The organism is Pseudomonas sp. W15Feb34 (assembly GCF_023127765.1).
GTDB lineage: Bacteria > Pseudomonadota > Gammaproteobacteria > Pseudomonadales > Pseudomonadaceae > Aquipseudomonas > Aquipseudomonas synxantha_A.
The window spans coordinates 24650-48423 of the sequence record NZ_SPKN01000032.1 but is presented as its reverse complement, the minus strand read 5'-3'; the positions used below and the strand labels follow the sequence as shown (position 1 = coordinate 48423).

The window sequence follows — 23774 nt, the reverse complement described above, 5'->3', positions numbered from 1 at the left end:
GTCATGGACATGCCTGTCAACCGCTTCAAACAACGCCTTCACAACGGCGAGGTGCAGATCGGCCTATGGCTTGGCCTCGCCAATGCCTATAGCGCCGAGTTGGCCGCCAATGCCGGTTTCGACTGGCTGTTGATCGACGGCGAACATGCGCCCAACCACCTGCAGGGGATGCTTGCGCAATTGCAGGCCATCGCGCCCTACCCCAGCCAGGCGCTGATTCGCCCGGTGGTCGGCGACACGGCATTGATCAAGCAACTGCTCGATATCGGCGCGCAGACGCTGCTGGTGCCCATGGTCGAAAGCGCTGCCCAGGCCCAAGAACTGGTGCGCGCCCTGCACTACCCGCCCCAGGGTATTCGCGGCGTCGGCAGTGCCCTGGCCCGTGCTTCGCGCTGGAACAGCATCACCGACTACCTCGACCAGGCCGACGCGCAGATGTGCCTGCTGGTGCAGATTGAAAACCGCGAGGGCCTGGCCAATCTGGACGCTATCACCGCCGTCGAAGGCGTGGACGGTGTGTTCATCGGCCCGGCGGACTTGAGTGCGGCCATGGGGCATCGCGGTAACCCCGGGCATCCTGAAGTGCAGGCGGCGATAGAGGACGCCATCGTGCGCATTGTTCGAGCGGGCAAGGCGGCAGGGATTCTCAGTGCGGATGAACGCCTGGCGCGGCGCTATATCGAACTGGGCGCAACGTTCGTGGCGGTGGGAGTGGATACCACCGTGTTGATGCGCGGGTTGCAAAGCCTGGCCGGGAAGTTCAAAGACGTACCGGTGGCTGCCAATACCGGTGGTGTCTACTGAGATCCAATGTGGGAGCTGGCTTGCCTGCGATAGCGGTGTATCAGCGACAAATAAGCCAGCTGACCCGACGCTATCGCAGGCAAGCCAGCTCCCACAGTTGACCGGCGGTGGTTCAGTCATTAGTTCAGCGCTTGATGTTCTTCAAGTCATCCAACAACCCCAGCAAGGTCTGGAATTTCTCTTCGCCAAGCTGATCCTGCAAGCGCTGGTAGTTGGCCTCCATGCACTGGCTCATGGACGCGAAACTCGCCTTGCCCTTGTCCGCCAGGGTAATGAGCACCCGGCGCTGGTCCTGTTCGGCCTTGCGTCGGTGCACCATGCCGGCGGCTTCCATGCGCACCAGCACGCCGGTCATGCTCGGCTTGAGGATGCACGCCAGTTCCGCCAGTTGGTAAATCTCCAGCTCACCGTGCTGTTCGAGGATGCGGATGATGCGCCATTGCTGTTCGGTCAGGCCGTGTTCATTCAGGGACGGGCGGAAAAAACTCATCGCGGCCTCACGCGCTTGCAGCAAGGCCAGGGTCAGGGATTGTCGAGGTTTGGACATAGGATCAGGGTCACGAAGTATTTAGTTAATAATTTAACGAAACTCTAACATTCCCCGCCAGCGAGCGCGCTATAACTTGTGTGTGCCCTCGCCCGTGGCGCGCTGAATCAAAAAACCGGGCACGCAGGATCAAGACTTCCAGCCCGTCAGGGGCCCTAATGGAGGCATCCGCTTTAGCGCCTTCCTTCACTTTTTCAGGCTGCGCCATGATCAACATCGAAACCCCTACGTATTACACCGCCACCAAGAAATACAACCTCAGCTTCCCCACCCTGGAGCAAGACATCGACGCGGACGTCGTGGTGATCGGTGGCGGCTTTTCCGGGATCAACACCGCGCTGGAACTGGCGGAAAAAGGCATCACCAATATCGTGGTGCTTGAAGCGCGGTACCTGGGCTTTGGCGGCACCGGCCGCAACGGCGGGCAGATCATGGCGGGCATCGGCCATGACCTGGAGAAGATCAAGAAGGACGTGGGCGAAGACGGGCTGCGCCAGGTGTTCGAGATCAGCGACCTGGGCGCCGACATCATCAAGAACCGCATCGCCAAGTACAACATCGATGCCGATTTCTGCCACGGCTACGGCTATATGGGCTTCAACGCCCGCCAGGAAAAAACTCTGCGCGCCTGGGAGAAGGACTTCAAGTCGGTCAACAGCCAGCATGAAATCCGCTTTCTCGGCGGCTCGGATGTGCAGCAGATCATCGGTTCCAACGCCTACACCAGTGCGCTGCTGCACATGGGCGGCGGGCATGTGCACTCGCTGAACCTGCTGCTGGGCGAGGCCACCGCGCTGGCCGGCCATGGGGTAAGGATTTTTGAGAACAGCCCGGCCCTGGAGGTCAGCTACGGCGAACGCATCACCGTGCGCACCGGGCGCGGTTCGGTACGCGCCGGCAAGTTGCTGTGGGCCTGTGACAGCTTTCTCAACAAGCTCGAACCGGAACTGCACCGCTCGACCATCAACACCTACGCGTTCCAGATGATGACCGAGCCGTTGTCCGAAGATTTGATCCAGCGCATCAGCCCGATCCGTGGCGCCTACAGCGATATCCGCCCGGTGATCGACTACTACCGCGTAACCAATGAAAACCGCCTGCTGTTCGGCGCCGCGACGCCTTTGGTCGAGCATATTCCCGGCGACCTGAAAGCCTGGAACCGCCACCTGATGCTGAAGATTTTCCCCTACCTCAAGGACGTGAAAATCGACCTGGCCTGGGGCGGCCCGATGGCGTGCAGCCCGAATCTGTTCCCGCAGATCGGCACCTTGCCGGGGCGCAGCAATGCGTTTTTCGTGCAGGGCTATTCAGGCTTTGGCGTCACCCCCAGCCACATCATCTGCAAGGTCCTGGCCGAAGGCATGAGCGAAGGCTCGGCGCGCTATGACCTGGTCAGCTCGATCCGCCGCCCGACCATCATCGGCAAGGAAGCAATTCGCCCTCTGCTGCTGACGGCGGGCAAATCCTGGCACCAATTGTCCGGCTACTGGAACGGGCGTCGTTGATTCGCTTTTTTTCACTCATCAGGAACCACTGCCATGACCCTCACCACCGTCAAACATAACGTCCAGCTGTCGGAACTCGATGCCTGGGGCACCGTGGCCGACCTCGGCTCACAGATCCTTGAAGGCGAGGTGCGCGCCTTCGGCAAGATGACATTCGGCGCACCTACCGATGCGGTCAGCAGCGCTTACTTCGGCACCACCCAGGGCAAATTCCGCATGGTCTACCCGTTCGCCGAACAAGCCACGGTGGTCACCGGCGAGGTGATACTCACCGATGAGTCCACCGGCCAGTCCACCCGCTACAAGGCCGGTGACAGCTGGTTTGTGACCAAGGGCACGCCGGTGCTGTGGGAAGTGGTCAGCGAGAGTTTCGTCAAACACTACTTCGCCGTCGTGTAAGGAGCCTTGCCATGAGCACTTCTTCTGACTGGATCACCGTGGGCGCCCTGGCCGACGGTTTTGCACCCGAAGCGTTCATCCTGCCGAACCTCGCCGACCTGGCGGGCCAGACCTTCACTCTGCACTTTGCCAATGGCTGGCAGATCGAGCATCGCTTCGAACAGGAGCGCCTGGCCTGGCACGCCGCCGACGGACACTCCAGCGGCAGTGCAGCCTACCGCGCCAGCTCGATTCGCCCGGGCCTGTACCTGGTGGACTTCATCAAGCACGAGGCCGGGCAAAGCTGGTCGATCAGCCTGGTGCTGGACACGCCAACTGCCTCCTTTACCGCGGTGATTGGCCGTATGCCGGAGCCGGCAGAGACCCACGAAGGTCTTTACCACCGCGCCCTGGCCGGCAAACCGCTGACCTCGGTGCACGCCGAGTTCCTCCACGGCAGCATCGACCGGCCGTGGCAGGAGGGCCATTGCCTGCACGCCCCCACCGAGGAACTGGTGGGCCTGCGCAACCACTACCGCTACAGCCCCAGCGAGGTCTACGAGCACATCTACCTCAACCCGCGGTTCTATGCCTGGCAATGCCTTGAGGGTGTGGAGAAAGGCTTGTGCGACACCGACCGCTGCCATTACTACAAGATCGCCGAGCAGCTGTACCTGTTCGTCTGGCAGGAGAAGATCGTGCCCACCCTCGGCCTGGTGCTGATCGACCTGCAACAACACCGCAGCGACGGCAAGATCTTCGGCTACGCGGGGGCATCCTTCGACGCGCTGTCGAACTTCCCGATCAGTTCCTATTGCCAGGTGCTCAACCGCACGGAGTACCCCCGTGACTGAGCCGCGCACGGTAGTGATCACCGGGGCCGGCACCGGCATCGGCGCCGCCTGTGCCCGGCTGTACGCGCAGGAAGGCGCACGGCTGGTACTGATCGGCCGGCGCCGCGAGCCACTGGAACAGGCGGCGCAGGCCAGCGGCGGCCTGATCCTGGTGGGCGATGCCGCCTGCCCCGACACCTGGGAGGGCTTTATCCGCGAGATTCACGCCCACTACGGGCGTATCGATGTACTGCTGGCGTGTGCCGGCGGTCATGGCCTGGGCAGCGCGACCCAGACCAGCCCGTCTACGTGGGAAGCGGCGCTGCGCAGTAACCTGGACAGCGCGTTCTACAGTGCCCGCGCCTGCCTGCCGCTGTTGCAGGAAAGCGCCGGCAGTGTCGTGCTGATCGGCTCCATCGCCTCGCTCGCGGCGGGGCCCGAGGTGTGCGGCTACACCACGGCCAAACATGCGTTACTCGGGCTCAATCGCTCGCTGGCACGGGACTACGGCCCCCACGGCGTGCGCGTGAACGCGGTGTGCCCGGGCTGGGTGCACACGCCGATGGCCGATGCCGAGATGCAGCCGTTGATGGAGGCGTACGGCGACACCTTGCAGCAAGCGTACGAGCGCGTGTGTGCCGATGTGCCGCTGCGCCGCGCCGCCCGGGCCGAAGAGATCGCCAAGGTATGCCGCTTCCTGGCCAGCGACGACGCATCGATCATTACCGGGGCTACGTTGGTGACGGACGGTGGGTCCAGCATCGTCGACGTGCCGACGCTGGCGTTTACGCGCCTGGAGCCTGCCCATGCCCAATGACCTGGATTTCAGCGACCAAGTCGTGCTGGTCACCGGCGGCGCCCAAGGGATTGGCCTGGGTATCGTCCAGGCCTTTGCCGAACGCGGTGCGCGGGTGGTGATTGCTGATCGCCTGCTGGAACAAGCTGAAAGGGTGGCCGCTGGGTTGTGCGCGCAGGGCTATCAGGTCGAGGCCGTGGGCGTTGACCTGGCGCAAGCCGAGGCGGTATTCGCCTGCGTTCAAGGGTTGGCGCAGCTGGATATTGTGGTGCACAACGCCGGGTATTTCCCTCTGACAGCCTTTGCCGACATCACCCCGGCGATCTTGCAACGCACCTTGGCGGTAAACCTTTCGGCGCTGTTCTGGCTGACCCAGGCGGCGTTACCGATGTTTCGCGCGCAAGGCCGGGGTTGCGTGCTGGTGACGTCTTCGGTCACCGGCAATCGGGTGGGTTATCCGGGGCTGAGCCACTATGCGGCGTCAAAGGCTGGGGTGAATGGGTTTATCCGCAACGCGGCGCTGGAACTGGCGCCGTTGAATGTGCGGGTCAATGGCGTGGAACCGGGCATGATCGCCACGCCGGCGATGAGCAACCTGGGCGATGCCGCGCTGAATGAGAGCATCGCCAGCCGTGTGCCACTGGGGCGTTTGGGCGCGGCTGCGGATATTGCCGGCGCCATGCTGTTTCTGGCTTCTGACCTGGCTGGCTATATCACCGGGCAGACATTGGTGGTCGATGGTGGCTCCACCCTGCCCGAATAACGGGGACCCATGTGGGAGGGGGCTTGCTCCCTCCCACATTGGATCTCCTGCAGCCTGAAGGACCTGTTTATGCCCCCACCGCCTGCAACCGGCTGGAGCGAAAATCCTTGGGCGACACCTCGAACTGCTTCTTGAACGACCGGCTGAAGTGCGCCGAGTCGGTAAAGCCCCACTTGTAGGCAATCGAGGTGATCGACTCGCTACGCAGGAAGGGGTTGGTCAAGTCGTCCGCACTGCGCTTGAGCCGCGCCCGCTGGATGTAGCGGCAGACGCTGTCGTCCTGCTCCTCGAACAAACGGTACAGGTGCCGCACCGAGATATTCAGGCGATTGGCCAGGCCAATCGGGCTCAGGCCAGGCTGGCCCAATGACTCATCAATGACCTTTTGCACATAGCTGCGCAGATTATTGCCCTGCAACGCAGCAACGCCCTCGCGGCACTCATCACCCTGCTCCAGCGCCGAGCCCAGCAGCGACACAAAGGCCGCCTGCAGCGCGTCCACTTGCGTGGCGTCGTCGTCAGTGTCGTCCTTGCACAGTTGATCCATCAGCACATGCAACATACGCCCACAGGCTTTGGTCGAGGAGATCTTGCCGAACGCCCGCGCCTGGCCGCCCAGGTGCTTGCACACCTCGGTGCGCGACAACGACAGCGAGGCATGTTCGATCAAACCAAAGGGGGTGATTTCGATCGAGCCCACCGAGTCCATCAACAGCATCTCGCCGGGGGCCAGCTGCACGGTCTGCTCGTTCTGGGTGATCTGCGAATAGCCGCTGCGCTGGCTGACCAGGAAGCACTCCTGGTCATTGTCGTGATCGGCGTGGTGCGTCGGGCGTTTGATCAGCCCGGCATTGGTGCGCAGGATGGCCAGGCCACGGGGCAAGTTGTGGATCTCGCCAATAAACAGCGAACGGTTGAAGGCCAGTTCGGTGTCGAAGTGGCCGCACGCGGCGCGCAGTTCGCGGTTCCAGCTGTCGAGCCCGTCGGGTGCATGCTGTGGGATGCTCATGGGGGTGTCTCCGCAGTGGCGTTCTTTTTGTTGTTCTGATGCAATAGTTAACATGTTATCTATATGCACGCAACAACAACCTGTTTGCCCTTTGCAGAAGCACTAATGATGCCAAACGGTATGTGGGAGGGGGCTTGCTCCCGATAGCGGTGGGCCAGCCAACACATTCATTGGATGACCCGCCGCTATCGGGAGCAAGCCCCCTCCCACAGAGGTGCGTCATTGGTTTCACAGGCCAGACATCACCCGCTGCAACCCACCTATGGCTGCCAATAGATACCTGCGTTGCTCGGTGCCCAACGCAATGTAACGCCGAAACGCAGGCATCCGGTTGACCACCTCACTGCCGCCCATATGCTCCAGGCGCACACACCATTGCCGGTCCTTGAGATCAATGCGCAGGCGCTTGAAATCCAGCGGCATCAGCGCCTGGAACAACCCGCTGTCGGCCAGCAAACGCGACTGTAGCTCACACGCCAGAGCCTGGCTGCCGGAGCGCCGGCGCACGCGGATACCGTTGCGCCGAATAGCGCCGCCATGGTGCACCTCGAAGCTGCCAGCGCCACTCGCTGAAGCAGGTACGCGCAGGACGCACTCGGTCAGCACCAGGTGCATCAACAACTGCGACTCGGTGCGCTCGACAATCTCGAAGCTCACACCGTCCACTTCAAGCGTCGCCAGGCCTAGATCACGCCGTAAGCGCGCCAGGGTCACCCCAGGTCGATAACCGCTCGGTGCACGGTCTGCGCTGAACAGCTCATACAGTTTTTGCCGCAAAGTCGTTATAACCGTCATGGGCAGGCCCCGGTTCGTGGCTGAATTCCTTGGCCAACACCTCCTCAACGCAGGCTGGCTTGAAGGGGTTGACCTTCTGCACCACCAGGGTCCAGAACAACGCATAGGTGGCGGTCACGCCGAGCATCACCCCAAACGGCACATAAATGTCGGCCGGGTTCATGCCTGGCGGGGTGATAAACCACATGCCCAGCAGGATGCCGATGCTGGAGACGATCTGCGGCAGCGGGAACCACGGCGAGCGATAGGCCCTGGGCAAATCCGGACGGCGAATGCGCAGGATCACCACCGACAGCGTCACCAACAGGTAAGCAAAACTCCACGCGCACACCGCCGCCAGCACCAGGTGCATGATGTTGTCGGTGTTGCCGCCCAGGTACAGCGCATGCAGGCACGGGATCAGCATGGCCACCAGGATGCACAGCAGCGGTGTCTTGAAGCGCGGGTGCAGGTAGGTGAACACCTTCGGTAACGCGCCATCCACCGCCATGCCATAGAGGATGCGCGGTACGCCAGCCATCAGGGTATTGATGGTTGCAGCGCCGGCAAACAGGAAGCCAATGCCCAGCCACAGCGGCCCGATCTGCCCCATCACCTGCTCGGCGAACCGTGGGATGGCCATGGGTGTATCCAACAGGTGCACGCCGGAGGCGGCGTCGAGCACCACGTTTTCCACCTGGCGTTTCATCGCGGCGCCATAGATGAACATGCATGTCGCCACGCCCATCAGCCCGAGCATCATCGCCCGTGGCATGACCTTGGCCGATTGGCGCAGGTCAGGTGCCAGCGGGGTGACGAACTCGCAGCCGACGAACATGAACATCGCCATGCCCACCAGCGACAGCACGGTGACCAGGTCGGTGCCCACCAGTGATTCCCCGAACCAGCCATCCAACTGCACCGCCGGCGCGGCGATCAGGCCCAGCACGCCGAACACCATCAGGGTGGTCCACATGCCGAACGTGAGGATAATCTCTGCCCGGCCAAACGCGCTGACCCCAAAGGCATTCAGCACCCCGAACACCAGCACGAACCCCACGCCCAGCAGCCACGAGCCGCCGGCCGATTCTGCCAGGGTATTGAGGTGTTCGAAGTTCACCAGGGCCATGACCCCGGCGAGGATGGTTTCGGCGGTACCGGCGAACACATGCACGATCAGATACGCCGACAAAGTGCCGGTAATCGCAAAGAACCGGCCCATGCCGCAGTTGATGTAGTCGTACACCGAGCCCGTGGTGGGCAGTATCGAGGCGGCCTCGGCGAAGGTGGTCGCCTGGGCCAGCATCATCACCACGGCGATCAGCATCGCCAGGGCAAAGGCGCTGCCACCAATGCCAAAACCCATGGTGGCGGTGAGGATCACCGGGCTTGCCATGATCAGCCCGATGGTGCTGGCCAACGCGGTGGGGAAACCTACCGTGCCCCGGTTTAGGTGCGCGGTGAGTCGGTCGTTGATCGACATGGTGGGGTCCTCGAAAGCGGTTTTTTTAGTGTGTCGGCACTCTGCGCCCCACCTGGCTCGATCGTCTTGCCCCTGTCTGCCGAAGGTTTTGTTGCTGCCTGCCACGGCGTATCGCCTGGCGGCCAGGGTCAACTGCCTGGCACGCATATGAAAGACTTGGCCTGCGACCGCTCGCCCTAATGCGCCCTCACTCTTAACCAAGATGGGGACAATAATAATGGAGCACACACTGAAAAACCGCCGCCTGCGCCAGGCGGTCGGCCTCGGCATTGCACTGCTGGTCGGCCAGGCCCAGGCCATCGAGTTGTATGCCGATACCGACACCCAGCTCACCGGCAACTTCCTTGCCGTCTACGGCCTGTTCAACAGCCCGAAGAACTACGATGGCCGCAGCGGCGGCTCCACCTGGCGCGAGGGGTTCATCAAGTACGGCCTGAGCGTCGAGCAGAGCCTGGGCAACCTGGGCGGCGTATACGGCACGGCGAACCTGGTGAGTTCCGGCACCTGGGGCGACGGCGATGCGTCGGGGTTGACCAACGGCACCGAGCGCACCACCAAGTTTGACGAAGCGTTCGCCGGCTGGCGCTCCGGCGAGCTGTTCCCGGCGCTGGGCAAGGATGGGGTAGACCTGTCGTTTGGCCGCCAGATCATCATGTTGGGCGACGGCTTCATCATCAACGACGACGGCCCCAACCTCGGCAATGGCGTAGGCAACGGCGAGTTCAATCGCGGCGGCGCCTACTACATTGCCGCGCGCCATGCCTTCGACAAGACTGCGGTGATTCGCCTGGGTGGCAAGGACGGCGTGCATGGCAGCCTGATGTGGATCAAATCCGACAACCGCGCCCAGGCCCTCACCGAAATGGCCGCCGGCACCCTGGAGTACAGCGCCGCGCCGGGCACCCTGGGGCTGACTTACATTCACGGCATCGATGTGGACGAGCGCTTCGCCACCGACCTGCAGCGCCAGCGCAAAGGCATGAACCTCTATAGCCTGCGCGGCGCCGGCAATGCAGGTATCGACAACGCGCACTTGGCTTTCGAACTGGCCCGCCAGGACAGGCGTGACAGCCAGCAAAACGCCGGTTACGTCGAAGCCGGCTACACCTTTGCCCACCTGCCCTGGTCACCGGACCTGACCTACCGCTACGCACGTTATTCGAAAAACTGGGATGGCATGTTCTCAGGCTTCAACCGTGGCTACGGCACCTGGGTGCAGGGCGAAGTGGCGGGCAACTATTCAGGCCCATTCAACAGCAACACGGCGGTGCAGCACATAGCGCTCAAGGTCAAGCCGCTGGGCAACATCACCCTCGGCGCACTGTTCTTTGACTACAACACCGTCAGCACCCGCGGCCAGTTGAACCTGGATGGCCGCGAACTGGACCTGTACGCCGAATGGGCCGTGAACGAGCACCTGATCATCACGCCGCTGCTGGGCCTGTACAAACCCGATAAAGCGGCCGACACCGGCGGTAACCAGGTCGGCGGCAACGGCACCAATGTCTACAGTCAGCTGGTGGTGGCCGTGCCGTTCTGAACCACCTCGGGCGCGCAGGGAGGCAGCGCCCGGACCTCGGCGTAGGCGCCCTGGTGGTAGAGCAACGGCGCACGGCCGAAGTCATCGAACGCCACCACCTTGCCGATCATGATCCAGTGATCGCCGCCATCGATCTGCTGGTACTTCTCGCAGTGAAAGCGCGCCGAGCAATCGGCGAACACTGGCGAGCCGCCCTCACCCGGCTCGTACTCGATGAGGGCGAAGCGGTCTTCACGGGGGCGCGCAAAGTTGTTGGACAGGTGCACCTGGTCCGCCGCCAGCACATTCACCGCAAAATGACTGGCCTCCTCGAACACTGCATGGCTGTTGGAGCGCTTGTCGATGCTCCACAGCACCAGCGGCGGGTCGAGGGACACCGAGTTGAAACTGTTGGCGGTCACGCCGACCTTGTGCCCGGAAGCGGTGGCGGCAGTGACCACCGTCACACCGGTGGCGAAGTTGCCGAGGGCGCGGCGAAAGGCCCGTGGGTCGAAAACGTCAGACATGCAAGACTCCCGGGTGGCCGCGAGTGGCCGCCCTTATTGTTATGGGTGATAGGCGCGGCTACACCATGCTCGGGTCGGGTTCCAGACCCATCAGCTCACGGCCGAGGATCTGCGCGCACACGTCGTAGTCGGTATAGGCATGGGCGCCTGTCATATGGGAATCGCGGAACAGGCGCTGCATCTCGTTGTGCTCGAACCAGGCATTCCCGCCCGCAGCGGCGAACAGGCGGTCTACTGCGTCGATGCACATCTTGGTGGCGTAACCCTGATTGGTGCGCCAGAACGCCAGGGTTTCCCGCGTGGGATAACGGTGGGCGGCGCTGTGTTCGGCGTGTTCCTGCCAGGTTTTTTCCAGGAACGCTCGGGCGGCGGCGACCTGGTGGGTGGACTCGGCCAGGCGCATCAACGCCGGGGTGGCTGCGCCGACGGCGGCACCGGTGTAGGCGCGCACCCGCGTCCTGGTTTTTTCGCGAAACACCTCAAGCATACGCTCGGCCACACCGAGGCTGACGGTGGAGAAGCCACTGGCAAAATATGGCCGATACGGCGCGTAGAAAATCTGGCTGTCGGGGTAGAGGCCAAAGCCTGCGGACTTGCCCTCCATCATGTCCTTGGCCTTCTGGATACGGTGTTCGGGCACCCAGGCGTTGTCGATGATCAGGGTCTTGGTGCCGCTGCCTTTCATGCCGGCCGCAAACCAGTCGTCGCGAATCTGATAGTCACTGCGCGGTAACACAGCAAAGCAGTAATCCTGGGTGCCTTCGGCGTTCTGGCGACGGCAGCCGACAATCGCCCACTCGCCATGGTCACAGCCGCTGCTCCAGCCCATCTCACCGCTGAAGTACACCCCGCCCTCGCCCTCGGTCACCCGACCGAACGGCGCAATACTGCTGCTGGCCGTGGCATCCGGGTTGGCACCCCAGATTTCCTGCTGCAACTGGGTCGAGAACAGCGCCAGTTGGTGGCTGTGAGTACACAACAAGCTCATCGCCCAGGCGGTACTGGCGCAACTACCGGCGAGCAAGGCGATGCAGTCGCCGAACTCGGGCAGCGTCAGCTCCAGGCCGCCGAAGGCCTTGGGCTGAAAGGCACGGTGCAGGCCGATGCTTTTGAGCAGGGCGATATTTTCATCCGGTACCTGGCGCAGTTGCTCTGCACGGCTGGCATTCGCGGCAATGGCCGGCAAAAGGGGTTTGAGGTCTTCAAGGAGCGGGTTTGGCTTTTTCATGGACGGCCCTGCTTATTATTGGAAGTCCGACAGGCGTTCCGGATTGCGGAACGGCGCTGGATGTAGGGCCAGTATCGAACGGGCCGTGCTGGCGGGAAATGCACGTTCGGCAGGCAAGCTTGTACTTTTCACAGGCGCGGCAGGCACAGGCATAAAACCTGGCAGGCACAGTCAAGCCGCTTATTGGTGCGTTGGTTACCCTCGGGTTTTCTTTTGTGAATTGCCAGGAACCTGCCATGAGCGATATCCCGTTGCTGCCTCAAGTCGAAGCCTTTTTGCGTCGCCGCCATGGGCTGTTTATCGACGGTGTCAGCGTGCGCAGCCACGCCGATCAAACCCTGAACGTCATCAACCCTGCCACCGGCCAGGTGATCGCCGAAGTGGCCGACGCAGACCTGGCGGATATCGACGCCGCGGTCGCTTGCGCCAACCGTGGTTTCCAGCGATGGTCCCAGGCCGCGCCCGCCATACGCGGCAACGTGCTACTCAAATTGGCCGATCTGCTGGAACAGCACCGTGAAGAACTGGCGCAGATCGAAACGTGCCAGTCGGGCAAGATCATCCAGATATCCCGCGCTTTCGAGGTCGATCAGGCCGCGCATTTCCTGCGTTATTACGCCGGCTGGGCCACCAAGCTCAGCGGCCAGACCCTGACCCCATCCCTGCCTTCATTCAATGGCGAGCGCTACACCGCCTTTACCCTGCGCGAGCCGGTGGGCGTGGTGGTTGGGATCGTGCCGTGGAATTTCTCGACCATGATCGCCATTTGGAAACTCGCCTCGGCGCTGGTGACCGGCTGCAGCATCATCATCAAGCCCAGCGAATTCACGCCTCTGACCCTGCTGCGCATCGCTGAACTGGCCATCGACGCCGGACTGCCGGCGGGTGTGCTCAATGTGCTGACCGGCGGCGGCCATGTCGGCAAGGGGCTGGTGGAACACCCCGGCACGCACAAGGTTTCATTCACCGGCTCAGTGCCCACCGGCATCGCCGTCGGCCGCAGCGCCATGGGCGCCGGCCACACCCGTGCAACCCTGGAACTGGGTGGCAAGAATGCCGCCGGCTTCCTACCCGATATGGACGTGGACAAGGCAGTGGACGGCATCATCGAAGCGGGCTTTTTGCACTCGGGGCAAATCTGCGCGGCGGCCGAACGCTTTTTCGTGCACCGCTCGCAAATCGACGCCGTGCTGGAAAAACTCAAGACGCGCCTCGGCCGCCTGAACATCGGCTCACCGCTGGACGAACACACCGAATTCGGCCCGGTCACGCACCAGCAGCACCAGCACAAACTGCTCGGCTACTTCAACCAGGCCCGCGCCGAAAACAACACGATCATCCACGGCGGCCACCTTATCGACCGGCCTGGTTGCTACGTCGAACCCACGGTGATCCTCGCCAACCACCTGCACGACACCCTGCTCAACGAAGAAACCTTCGGCCCCATCGCCACCTTCCTGCCCTACGATGACGAAGACGAACTGCTGGCGCTTATGAACCACGGGCCCTATGGGCTGAGCGCCAGCCTGTGGACCAACGATTTGGGCAAGGCCCTGCGCATGATCCCGGCCATCAAGGCAGGCACCTTGTGGGTGAACATGCACACCTTGCTCGACCCGGCGGTGCCGTTTGGTGGGTGCCGGTCTTCGGGGGTCGGGCGGGAGTTTGGCAGTGCATTTATTGAGGATTACACCGAACTTAAGTCGGTGATGATTCGGTATTGATTGGGGGGGCAGTGCACATCTGGTTTGGTGTACATCTGGTTTGGTGTACACCGACCCCATGTGGGAGGGGGCTTGCCCCGATGGCGGTGGGTCAGTCACAGATGTATTGACTGACACGGCCTCATCGGGAGCAAGCCCCCTCCCACACTTGGATCGCATTGCGTCAGTGAGATAGCTGTCGTTTTCAGCCCCCAGCGCCTGCGCCTCCATCTCGATCAACCTTGCGGCAACGACCACCCGCTGACGTTGATCCAAAGAGTGAGTTCATCAGACCGCTCTTACACAAACTTCGGGTTGCGTCCGATGAGTGTCGCCGCTAACCTTCGCGGGTCGCTGCAAAATCAGCGAACGGGTGTGGTAGCCCAGTTCTTTCATAGACCCCAAAACGCTCAAGGGCGTTTTTTTGTGCGGGCTGCTTTGTGGCGGCTGTGCATGGGAGGCTTCGGCCTGCCGGGTTTCTATGACCGGTCTACCACCCCGTGTACAGTCGCCTCCTTACTTCGTGTGGTAGCGAAATGGAGGTGCTCATTCATAGGAGCTTCGCCATGAAAAAAGTCACACCCAATCCCCCGCCATCCCCCTCGGATGACAACCCACAACTACCTCCCGATGTCATTTTCACCGTCCGCCCCGGACTCAGCACTGAAGCCGCCCTGAGCAATGCCAGCGAAATGCTGGAGTCAGCGACTGTCTGTGCCTATGACTGTGCCGAACAGCTTGACGGCCAGAGCCGCAAGCATGTGCTGGCGGTGGTGCAGATGATTGAGATTGCGCAGTTGCTGGTCGATGAAGCGCTGAACCGGGAATGCCCGGTGGCCTGATGAACAAACGCAAACCCAACAGGCAATGATGTTCTCTGTGGGAGGGGGCTTGCTCCCGATGGCGGTGGGTCAGTCACAAATGTGTCTACTGACACTACCTCATCGGGGGCAAGTCGAATCGTCGCACCGCCCCTCCCACATTTGATCTCACTGCATCAGTGAGGTAGTTGTGCCAGGGAGAGCGTGCCAGGCTACCAGGTGCCCATTGCTAGGCTGTGCGGTGAAAACTCTGCGAACTGCCAGCGCAGTGCCAATGCTGCCGGACGGCGGACCACGTGCTCCACCGTCACCGTCCACAAGCGTTGCGCGCCCTCGAACTCGGCCACTGGCGGCCCGCTGAGAATCAACGATGTACGCCCCGCCACTTGCAGCACGTCGCCGGTTTCAAAATCGACAAACAACAACCCCGCTACCGGGTTGGCGTGCAGGTTGCCGAGGGTGTTGAAAAACAGGTTGCCGGCAAAATCGGGGATGGTCAGCACGTTGCCTTCCACCCGCACAAACCCCATGTTGCCGCCGCGATGGGAAACATCCACCGAGCGTTCGCCGTGCTGGTCCACGTAGCTGGCGACAAAGAAGGTGTCGGCGTTGCGGATCAGCGTTTGGGCGGCGGCGTCCAGGCTGGTGCTGCGCTCCGCTGTATCGCCAGGTTTGCGCGCAATCCCAGCGACAGGCCGCAGTTGGATGTACTTGGGGCAGTTGCCGAAGGTGTGCACCACGTTCACCGCAAAGCCGTCATGATCCAGCGCTCCGATCCGACCGTTCATGCGGTTGCGACGCCGGGTGCCGAGGTCGATGCCCAGCAGGCCAACGGACGCGCCACGAGTGATGCCAGCCCAGGCCGGGTCGCTTCTGGCGGGCAGGCTGTCGATTTGCAGCGCCTGTGGATCCGGTGAATGGGCAAACCCTGGCGCGCCCTCCAGCATGGTCGCCCAGGGGATACCCTGTTCGTCCACCACACCCAGAATGAGGTAAGGCAACAACGGATAAAAATCACGATGCTGCTCGGGCAAATAATCACGAATGACCTTCGGCCCGATCATGGCCATGCGTTCGGCGACGCCTGCACTTTCCTGCAATTGCCGTTCGCCGACATGCCAAGGGGATTGTTCGATCGAGTTCATGGCGATCACCTCTGGTTGGGTAACCGAATGCTGCGCCTACCCAACCCTGCAGAGAATGCCCATCCCAGGCAATCCACTATTACGCCAGCTGAAATGCCGGATGTTCGCGCAACGCGGTGACGCAGTAGTCGACAAAACTGCGCACGCGCATCGGCGCATGGCGGCCTTCGCGGTAGATCACATGCACCGGCAGAGGCGGCAGTTCAAAGGCCGGCAAGACACGACGCAGTTGGCCATTTATGAGGTGATCATGAACCGGATAACTGAGGCAACGAATCACCCCCGCGCCCTGCACCGCCGCGTTGATCGCGCCTTGCACCGTGGCGCAACTGAGGCGTGCGCGGGCCTTGAGGGTGTAGTAGGGGAATCCCCAGTGCACCGCTTCAGCGCTGGCAATCAGATGATGTTGCTTGAGGTCGGCCGGATGCCGGGGCTCGCCTTTGGCCGCCAAATACGTGGGGCTGGCGCACAGCAGGGTGCGCACCTGGCCGACCTGCCGTGCAATCAGCGACGAGTTGGGCAGCTCACCCACCCACACTGCCACGTCAAAGCCCTCTTCGTGCAGGTTGGGGTAATAGTCGTGGTAGTTAGCAATGACACGCACCGCCGGGTAGCGATCCATGTAGCCGGCCAGCAATGGCGCCATGACATAGCGACTGAACAACAACGGCAGGCATATCCGCAGGTTGCCCTGGGCGTGCACATGGGCGCCGTTGGCCGAGGCTTCGGCCGCATCCACCGCTGCCAGCAGGCGTACACAGTCGGCAAGATAAGCCTGGCCTGCATCGGTGAGGTTGACCCCGCGTGTGCTGCGCTGCAGCAACACCACCCGCAGGCGTGCCTCCAGGCGCGCAACCGCACGTACCAGGGTCGGGCCGGAGACCTGGGCACGGCGTGCCGCTGAGGCCAGGCTGGGTTGCCCGGCCAGCGCCGCAAACAGCTGCATATCGCGAAAGCGCTCCATCAGGTGCGCCGCTTCGTCGCCGGGTTCAGGGCCGGGTCCTGCCCGAGGTGATGGCTTAAGAAATCCACAAAGGTATTGACCTTGGCCGGTATGCGGCCGTTTTGCTGGAACACCACGTGGATCGGCAGCGGCGCCGGTTCGAAAGCCTCCAGCACCAGCTCCAGCTCACCCGCCGCCACCGCTGCCGCCACCTGATAGGACAGCACCCGGGTCAGGCCCCAGCCCAGGCGCGCCAGGGTGATTGCGGCATTGTTCGCCGTAACGCTCAGACGCGGCTCAATGGCTATCTTCAGCGGCTGGCCGGAGTCGACGAACGTCCATTCACTGACCAGTTGGCTGGACGATGAGGTGACGATCCTGGCTTCTCGCAATTGCTCAGGCCGCTGCGGGCGCCCATGTTGGTCCAGATAAGCCGGCGATGCGCACACCACCCGGCGCACTTCACCGACCTTGACCGCCTGCTGCCCGGGTTCGTGCAGATGGCCGATACGCACCGCTACATCGACGCCTTCATCGGCCATATTGACCACCCGGTCGACCAGCAAGGCACTGATGTTCACCAGGGGGAACTGGTCCAGGTACTCCCCCAGCACAGGCGCCACATACAACTCGCCAAACAGCACCGGTGCGGTCACCGTCAACTGGCCGCCAGGGATGGAGTAACTGCCTGCGGCCGCTTCCTCAGCCTCCTCCAGCTCGGCAAGGATGCGCCGGCAATCTTCCAGGTAACGCTGGCCGGCTTCGGTCAGGTGCAGGCTGCGGGTGGTACGCGCCAGCAGTTGCGTACCGATGCGCTGTTCCATAGCGGCAATGGCGCGGGTCACGCTGGGTGGCGAGGTCTTCAGGCGGCGTGCAGCAGCCGCAAAACCCTCCTCCTCGGCCACCGCCAGGAATACCTGCATCTCATGAAATCGGTCCATCGGCATCCCTTGATCGTTACTGTGATTGCAGCCCCACCGCCGTGCGCGGCATAGCGACAAACCCTGGCAAGGCTTCGATGCTGGCAAGCCAGGCACGCACCTCAGGGTAGTCGGCCAGCGACACGTTGCCTTCCGGCGCATGGGCCACGTAGGTATAGAACGCAATATCGGCAATGCTTGGCTGATCGCTGGCCAAAAAACGGCTCTCGCCCAGCTGCTGCTCCATCACGTTCAGCAGGGCATAGGCTCGGTTGATTGCGCTGACAGTGTCCACCTCGGCGCCAAACACTGTGGCCAAGCGCGCCGTGGCGGGCCCAGCATGGAGTTGACCAGCGGCGGCCGAGAGCCAGCGTTGGACCCGCGCTTGCCCGATGGGGTCGCTTGGCAACCACTGCCCTTTGCCATAGGTACTGGCAAGGTAGACCAGAATCGCATTGGAGTCGGCCAGCACAGTGCCGGCGTCGTCGATCACCGGCACCTGTCCGAAGCTGTTGAAGTTGGCGATGAACGCAGGTGCTTTGTGGGCGCCTTGTTTGAGGTCCACGAGGATGAATTCAGTCGGCAGATCCAACAGGGACAACATCAGCTCGACTCTGTGGGAGTGGCCAGACAAGGGAAAACCATACAGTTTGATAGCAGGCATGAAAGACTCCAGATCGTTGTCGACCGAGTATTCGCGTCGAGGGAAGCGATCTTCTTATGGGCAACCCTGCGATGGAATCACCAGATTGTGCAATCCAGCATTTCACAGAATGAAACAATGAGGTGATCCATGGCGAACGGCTACCTCTCCGCCAGATAAGCCCCCCGCCATTCAAGTATGCGAATCTGGTGGTAATCTGCCTCGAGCACGGCGGGGTCTTCATGTACCAGATACACCGTGCCCGGCTGACTGAAAACATCCTGCGTCACGCCGATCTGCTGGCCGTCCTCAACGTAAAACACTGCTTCGAAAAACGACTCAAGCTTGAGTAACTCCCTCAAGAACCCATCTTTTTCAAAACGCCCCTCTGAGCGGTTTATCAAGCAAACATTGTAGGTATGTTGCAGACGCTGATAATTGATCTTCCTCGCCAGTTGTTGTTCAAATAACTCAGGCTGCATGAGGGATAAAACCACAGCATCGATCTGACCAAGGCCAGTAGTTACCTTTGAAACCCCAGGCCGAAGAATGCCGTCAGTGCGGGCAGCAATTTCCACCAGTTTCGGACCGTCTTCAGTAAACATAATCTCCGCATGGCTAGGCCCATTTCGGATCCCCAGGCACTGCACCACTGCTCGTGTGTATTGGACCAGAATCGGATAAACCATCGAATCGGGCCCAATCAGTTCGTCAATGTCATAGAGTACGCCGCCGGTCGGCGTTCGCTGCTTTCGATAACGGACGACTTCAGTGACGAGTTGTTGCCCGTCGAGCGATACCATGTTCACCACATACTCCAGTCCCGCCAGGTATTCCTGAATCAGGACCCGCGTGTTAGGTATATTCAGCTTGTTGGTCGTTCCTAACAGGCGCTCCATAGCAGCTTTGCACGCGCACATATCCTCGCAAATAGACACCCCATCGGCGCCTGCGCTCTCGAGGGGTTTGATGACCACAGGAAAACGTCCGTGTTCATCGATCCACTCTTGTGCAGGACGCCAACTATCAGTAATGAACTGCCTTGCGGCCGGCAACTGCGCCTGGGTAATGCAATGGATCATTTCGTACTTGTTTCGACGTGCGTTAGTTTTGTCGAAATCATTGCGATAAGGCAGCTGCAGTTGCTCATTCAGCTCGTCAGCCAGAAGCACACCCGTTTCTGCACCCGCGAGGATGAACTGTGGCATGAAGCGTTGGACTTCAGCCAAGGTCATTCCAAAATCGCTATTGACGATCATCTGCTCATAAAGCGTGCAATCAAAACCTTGATAATAATAGCCGTCCAGTGTTGCTGATGAAGCCACATGCACCAGCACGCAGCCATCGTCGTTCAATTGCTCCGCTAAAAATTTACCCGATGAGAACCCATCGACTATCACAATTTTCATACGATCTCCCGTTTCAGCGCATGCAACGACCTGAACGACAGCAAAAAGATGATGACTGTTACGGCTGAGAGGCTGGCTACAGAAAACTCAACTCTCGAATCCAGGTACTGGAACAAAAAAACGAACACAGGAAGCGTCAGCAATACCAGGGAAACGTGAATAGGCGTGAGGTAATAGATGGTTTTCTGAATCAGGTAAATCGGCAGCAAATGTCCGGCTATCACCAAGATAGCCATAGGCAGAACCCATCCACTATCGAGTAAAAAGCTGCCTCCTGTAGCAGGAATCGCAACGGCACAGACACCCACCATCGCGATGTTTCTGACACCCAAAATCTCGTAGACCGACCATTGACGAGCGAACATCTCTTTAGAAAAAACCGTGTACATGACCGTGCCCAACGCGCACGTCAATACGCTAACGATACCGAGCACCCGCTGCACAGCGGTGGTGGTGACTACACCGCTGTCCCCCGCAAGGGAATTGAACAACATGATCGCTACCGAGATGAGCACCAGCCATGAAACCACCGCATCGACTACGGCCACCTTCACGCTACGATTGGTCAGCAGGGAGACAATCAACGTGAGTGCAGGGCCGCAGGCTACGGAGGCGACTCCCACTACTGCTGGCTCCAGATACCGGAGTGCGTAAAACAACCCGCCCCAATTGCACAGAACCGCAAGATTGATGATAACGATCAATCGCCATTGGGTTCTGAGCTTTGACCACAATGAATTGGGATTTCGATAAACCGCCCAAACACCAAAGACACAGGCTGACGTTGTAAAACAATAAAAAATAACGTTCAACGTGCTGATCGACTGCGTGACCAACGCAACATAAACATCGAATGCCGCACTGATCAAGCAAAACACCAAGCCGATAATTAACCCGGTTCGTTGCATCAACATTTAGCCACCCGCGCGCGCATTTTCATTCAACCGTTACTCGATCTTCGCTCACCAACACTTTCAAAATAGTTTTAACGGTAATCCCAGTCGCACCTACTACATTCTCAACCCCAAAATTCCCAACCTTCTCTACAGCGCAGACAACATCTGCCACTTCACCACCCGCCCCTTTCACAGCGTCTACCAGCGCAATTACCGCACCGCCGGAACTTAGCGTATCGTCAATGATGATGACTCGATCGCCAACTTCGACGCCGTTGAGATACAACTGTCCCTTGTAGTATTCGGAGTCAATATCGACCACTTGCTCATTGAAACCACCAAGACTGTAGGAATACCACCTGGCCATGGCTAAAGGTATACCCGTCAACAATGAGACCGTGGTTGCCAACGCGGCCCCCTTATCTTCCTCGGTGACAATTTTCGAAACGTCACGCTCCATGACTTTGATGATTTTATGCGCGACCTCAATTAAAACTTCCGGCCGCAAAGCAGGTATCTGATCCGTAAACTCATTGACCGTAGTCAGAGATTTTCCAGATCTCACAACTTTAGCTTTTTTATAAATTTCTTCCAGCAACATGGCGCACCTCACTGTACTCAGGATAAAACCCATCCCAGCGACTCGCATACTTCCAAGAGCTATCAAAAAATAACGTGACTATGTTCTTGCGTTTATGCGCTTGAACGATCTCGTCACACATCAGTAGATTGGCTCCGCAGGTTGGTCCAATGGGTATTTTTTCTGACGCGATGAAGTGCTTCATCCGAGCCCAAGCGTCGACATCATCAATCACTCGTATTTCATCAACTAGACCGGAGTCTGTATTCGCTGATAAAACTCCTGCGCCCAAACCCATCAAATTGTGCGAGCGATGATTGAACGCCAAATTATTTCTTTGCGCAAACAGAGGCGCAGAGTTGCTAACCTCCAGCGCTATTGTTTTAATCCCGCTGTACGTTTGCTTCAATACCTCAGCGATTCCAGAAAAAGTGCCGCCCGTACCGATTGAGCACACGAAGAAATCCGGCACGATATTTTGTGCACTCAACTGTTTCACGATTTCTTTCCCACAGCACCGCCAACTGTCTTTATTCAACAGGCTATTAGACTGATCCAGATAATAAAACTCTTCCGATGAGTTCTCGGATAGATACGCTTTTGCTTGGAGAACTGCTCCCGTCAAAAAAGACTCTTTTGGAGTCTCTACTATATCCGCCCCATAGGTACGTATTTGTGTTTTCCGCTCCTCGGTCATACCTTCAGGCATGAATATCTTTACGCCGTATCCCTTCAACCTGCCGATCCAAGCGAGTGCAGCCCCTCCGTTCCCAGTAGAACAGTCAATTAGCGTCATACCAGGTTTAAGGACGCCTGCCTTCTCCAATTTATTGATAATATTTAAATAGGTGCGATCCTTATGACTTCCCGATGGATTCAAGTACTCACACTTAGAGAAAACCCTATTTCCATTCACAGAAAGTGTTGCCAATTCGAGTAGCGGCGTATTACCAATATCTTTCAGCTCCATTTCCATGCCTCAGCGACTCGTCAATGAATTCAAACGCTAGCAAATCATTTCGACAAATAATAGCTAGCCGAACGGATAGGTAATAGAAAACATTTGGCCACCTATCCATTAAGGGAAATGTATGTAGGAACGCCCCGACAACAGCAGATAAACCACGTAATAACTAGCAATTTATTACGTACAAAAAAGACTTTTCGTACGGGACTCGCCATCTTCAATAGCAGTGCGCCCTGCCAAATCCCGTGGCCGCAATGGTGCGGCGCCCCCCCTCAGACGAGTTTTCATTAAAAAATTCAAACTATCGCCCTTCCCATCGTTCACACCTTCACGTGCAACGTTAAGTAGGAGGCGACATGCAATACCGACAACTGGGTCATTCCGGCCTGCTGGTATCGGAAATCATCCTGGGCACCGTGCCCTTTGGCGGTCGTGCGGAGTTCGAAAAATGCGGCGCAGTGGACGTGCCCTTGGCCAAGCGTATGTTCGATATCGCATTCGATGCCGGGGTGAATATGGTCGACACCGCCGATCTTTACTCCCACGGCTTGGCCGAAGAGGTCGTCGGCAAAGCCTTGGGCGACAAGCGCAACGATATTCTGCTGGCGACCAAGGGCCGCAGCCCGGTGGACCAAAACCCGAACAATTCCGGCTCATCGCGCTATCACCTGATCCGCGCCTGCGAAGCCAGCTTGAAGCGTTTGGGCACCGACCATATCGACCTGTACCAACTGCATAACTGGGACGGCATGACGCCCATCGAAGAGACCCTCGAAGCCCTGCGTCTGTTAGTCGGCTCGGGAAAGATCCGTTACTTCGGCACCAGCAACTTCACCGCCTGGCAGATGATGAAAACCCTGGGCAAGGCTGAGCTGCACGGCATGCTCAAGCCCATCACCCAGCAGATCTACTACACCCCGGAATCCCGTGAAGCCGAGTACGAATTGCTGCCGTTGGCCTTGGACCAGCACGTCGGTACTTTGGTATGGGGCCCGATGGGAGAAGGCCTGCTGACCGGCACGACCCGACGCGGGCACAAGCCGCCACCCAATACCCGCCAGGGCAGCGGCTGGCCGGAACCCTATGTGCATGACCAGGAGCGTGCCCTGGACATTATCGAAACCCTTGCCGCCGTCGGTGATGAGCATGGCGTCTCGGTCGCCCGTACCTGCCTGGCCTGGCTAAAGGATCGGCCGGGAATCACTTCGCTGATCGTCGGTGCGCGTACCGAAGAGCACCTGCGCGATAACCTTGCCGCGACTGAACTGAAGCTGACCGAGGAACAATCGTCACGCATCGAGGCGGTCACCCGGCGTCAGCCGTTGTATCCCTATTGGCATCGCTTTACGGCCGGGATTGATCGTTTTGATCCTGCGGAACAGCCGTTCCTGGCCGAGCACCAAAAGACCATGGATGCGCGCAAGAACAAGTAAACACAGCCCTTAATGTGGGAGCGAGCTTGCTCGCGAAAGACGTCATCGATAACGCGTGGTTCCTGATTAAACGTGGCGCCTGTGCGTTTTTCGCAAGCAAGCTCGCGCCTACAAAGAACCTTAAGCCCGCGCCCACATTTTCGGGTTG

The 23774-nt window shown here is 59.8% G+C and carries 23 protein-coding genes and 1 pseudogene; 10 read left to right on the top strand and 14 right to left on the bottom strand.

Annotation, left to right across the window (positions count from 1 at the left end; translation table 11 throughout):
- The first annotated feature begins 3 nt into the window (after positions 1-3).
- The gene (hpaI, locus tag E4O97_RS15955; protein WP_248161700.1) at positions 4-804 is read left to right on the top strand and encodes a 4-hydroxy-2-oxoheptanedioate aldolase; all 801 of its coding nucleotides are present in this window, start codon (positions 4-6) and stop codon (positions 802-804) included.
- A gap of 124 nt (positions 805-928) precedes the next feature.
- On the opposite strand, the gene hpaR is transcribed toward hpaI, so the two are convergent.
- Entirely contained in the window at positions 929-1351 is a 423-nt protein-coding gene (gene hpaR, locus E4O97_RS15950; RefSeq protein ID WP_078821791.1) for a homoprotocatechuate degradation operon regulator HpaR, read from the bottom strand.
- A 206-nt stretch (positions 1352-1557) separates the two neighbouring features.
- Here hpaR and E4O97_RS15945 point away from each other — a divergent pair, with 206 nt between their 5' ends.
- Genes E4O97_RS15945 through E4O97_RS15925 form a run of 5 tightly spaced genes read left to right on the top strand, consistent with a single transcriptional unit; the run spans position 1558 to position 5626 of the window.
- A complete protein-coding gene (locus tag E4O97_RS15945) occupies positions 1558-2856 on the top strand; it encodes an FAD-binding oxidoreductase (protein WP_248161699.1) in 1299 nt (432 codons plus the stop codon).
- A 33-nt stretch (positions 2857-2889) separates the two neighbouring features.
- Positions 2890-3255, top strand: a complete 366-nt coding sequence (locus E4O97_RS15940; RefSeq protein WP_078821793.1) for a cupin domain-containing protein — start codon at positions 2890-2892, stop codon at positions 3253-3255.
- An 11-nt stretch (positions 3256-3266) separates the two neighbouring features.
- A complete protein-coding gene (locus E4O97_RS15935) occupies positions 3267-4088 on the top strand; it encodes a molybdenum cofactor biosynthesis F family protein (protein ID WP_248161698.1) in 822 nt (273 codons plus the stop codon).
- Positions 4081-4884: an SDR family oxidoreductase gene (locus tag E4O97_RS15930; RefSeq protein WP_248161697.1), complete on the top strand. Its 804-nt coding sequence runs from the start codon at positions 4081-4083 to the stop codon at positions 4882-4884. Before E4O97_RS15935 ends, E4O97_RS15930 begins: the two co-directional genes overlap by 8 nt.
- Positions 4874-5626, top strand: coding sequence for an SDR family oxidoreductase (locus E4O97_RS15925; RefSeq protein WP_228308639.1), 753 nt, complete (start codon positions 4874-4876; stop codon positions 5624-5626). The genes E4O97_RS15930 and E4O97_RS15925 overlap by 11 nt, the downstream gene beginning before the upstream one ends.
- Positions 5627-5693: 67 nt before the next feature.
- Here E4O97_RS15925 and feaR read toward each other — a convergent pair whose 3' ends face one another.
- The 3 genes from feaR to E4O97_RS15910 form a co-directional block, all read right to left on the bottom strand.
- Positions 5694-6635 (bottom strand): transcriptional regulator FeaR, encoded by a 942-nt coding sequence (gene feaR, locus E4O97_RS15920; RefSeq protein ID WP_216091786.1) that lies wholly within the window; start codon positions 6633-6635, stop codon positions 5694-5696.
- Positions 6636-6863: 228 nt separating this feature from the next.
- Positions 6864-7430: a DUF3156 family protein gene (locus E4O97_RS15915; protein WP_248161696.1), complete on the bottom strand. Its 567-nt coding sequence runs from the start codon at positions 7428-7430 to the stop codon at positions 6864-6866.
- Positions 7393-8892: an APC family permease gene (locus E4O97_RS15910; protein ID WP_122733803.1), complete on the bottom strand. Its 1500-nt coding sequence runs from the start codon at positions 8890-8892 to the stop codon at positions 7393-7395. The genes E4O97_RS15915 and E4O97_RS15910 overlap by 38 nt, the downstream gene beginning before the upstream one ends.
- A 217-nt stretch (positions 8893-9109) precedes the next feature.
- On the opposite strand from E4O97_RS15910, the gene E4O97_RS15905 reads away from it, so the two are divergent.
- The gene (locus tag E4O97_RS15905; RefSeq protein WP_248161695.1) at positions 9110-10432 is read left to right on the top strand and encodes an alginate export family protein; all 1323 of its coding nucleotides are present in this window, start codon (positions 9110-9112) and stop codon (positions 10430-10432) included.
- A 32-nt stretch (positions 10433-10464) separates the two neighbouring features.
- Here E4O97_RS15905 and E4O97_RS15900 read toward each other — a convergent pair.
- Positions 10465-10938 (bottom strand): annotated as a pseudogene (locus E4O97_RS15900) (flavin reductase family protein); the annotation flags it as partial.
- 58 nt (positions 10939-10996) lie between these two features.
- A complete protein-coding gene (locus E4O97_RS15895; RefSeq protein WP_248161694.1) occupies positions 10997-12166 on the bottom strand; it encodes a p-hydroxyphenylacetate 3-hydroxylase oxygenase component in 1170 nt (389 codons plus the stop codon).
- A gap of 236 nt (positions 12167-12402) precedes the next feature.
- Here E4O97_RS15895 and E4O97_RS15890 point away from each other — a divergent pair, with 236 nt between their 5' ends.
- Entirely contained in the window at positions 12403-13890 is a 1488-nt protein-coding gene (locus E4O97_RS15890; protein ID WP_248161691.1) for an aldehyde dehydrogenase family protein, read from the top strand.
- 545 nt (positions 13891-14435) lie between these two features.
- Complete coding sequence (locus tag E4O97_RS15885; protein ID WP_078821802.1) at positions 14436-14711, top strand: DUF6124 family protein; 276 nt, start codon at positions 14436-14438, stop codon at positions 14709-14711.
- Positions 14712-14902: 191 nt separating this feature from the next.
- Here the strand turns inward: E4O97_RS15885 and E4O97_RS15880 are convergent, their stop codons facing one another.
- The 8 genes from E4O97_RS15880 to E4O97_RS15845 all read right to left on the bottom strand — a co-directional run bounded on the left by E4O97_RS15880 (position 14903) and on the right by E4O97_RS15845 (position 22202).
- The gene (locus E4O97_RS15880; RefSeq protein ID WP_248161690.1) at positions 14903-15835 is read right to left on the bottom strand and encodes a pyridoxamine 5'-phosphate oxidase family protein; all 933 of its coding nucleotides are present in this window, start codon (positions 15833-15835) and stop codon (positions 14903-14905) included.
- 79 nt (positions 15836-15914) lie between these two features.
- A complete protein-coding gene (locus tag E4O97_RS15875) occupies positions 15915-16799 on the bottom strand; it encodes a LysR family transcriptional regulator (protein ID WP_216091791.1) in 885 nt (294 codons plus the stop codon).
- On the bottom strand, positions 16799-17719 hold the full coding sequence (locus E4O97_RS15870) for a LysR family transcriptional regulator (RefSeq protein ID WP_216091792.1): 921 nt from the start codon (positions 17717-17719) through the stop codon (positions 16799-16801). The genes E4O97_RS15875 and E4O97_RS15870 overlap by 1 nt, the downstream gene beginning before the upstream one ends.
- A 16-nt stretch (positions 17720-17735) precedes the next feature.
- The gene (locus tag E4O97_RS15865) at positions 17736-18362 is read right to left on the bottom strand and encodes a glutathione S-transferase (protein WP_216091793.1); all 627 of its coding nucleotides are present in this window, start codon (positions 18360-18362) and stop codon (positions 17736-17738) included.
- A gap of 140 nt (positions 18363-18502) precedes the next feature.
- Entirely contained in the window at positions 18503-19750 is a 1248-nt protein-coding gene (locus E4O97_RS15860; protein ID WP_248161689.1) for an ATP-grasp domain-containing protein, read from the bottom strand.
- Positions 19747-20664: a DMT family transporter gene (locus E4O97_RS15855; RefSeq protein WP_248090266.1), complete on the bottom strand. Its 918-nt coding sequence runs from the start codon at positions 20662-20664 to the stop codon at positions 19747-19749. The genes E4O97_RS15860 and E4O97_RS15855 overlap by 4 nt, the downstream gene beginning before the upstream one ends.
- A gap of 22 nt (positions 20665-20686) precedes the next feature.
- Positions 20687-21247 carry a phosphoribosyltransferase family protein gene (locus E4O97_RS15850; protein WP_005789578.1) on the bottom strand — a complete coding sequence of 187 codons (561 nt, stop codon included), beginning with the start codon at positions 21245-21247 and terminating at the stop codon, positions 20687-20689.
- Entirely contained in the window at positions 21225-22202 is a 978-nt protein-coding gene (locus tag E4O97_RS15845) for a cysteine synthase family protein (RefSeq protein ID WP_248161688.1), read from the bottom strand. The genes E4O97_RS15850 and E4O97_RS15845 overlap by 23 nt, the downstream gene beginning before the upstream one ends.
- A 347-nt stretch (positions 22203-22549) precedes the next feature.
- Here E4O97_RS15845 and E4O97_RS15840 point away from each other — a divergent pair, with 347 nt between their 5' ends.
- The gene (locus tag E4O97_RS15840; RefSeq protein WP_248161687.1) at positions 22550-23626 is read left to right on the top strand and encodes an aldo/keto reductase; all 1077 of its coding nucleotides are present in this window, start codon (positions 22550-22552) and stop codon (positions 23624-23626) included.
- Positions 23627-23774: the final 148 nt, after the last annotated feature.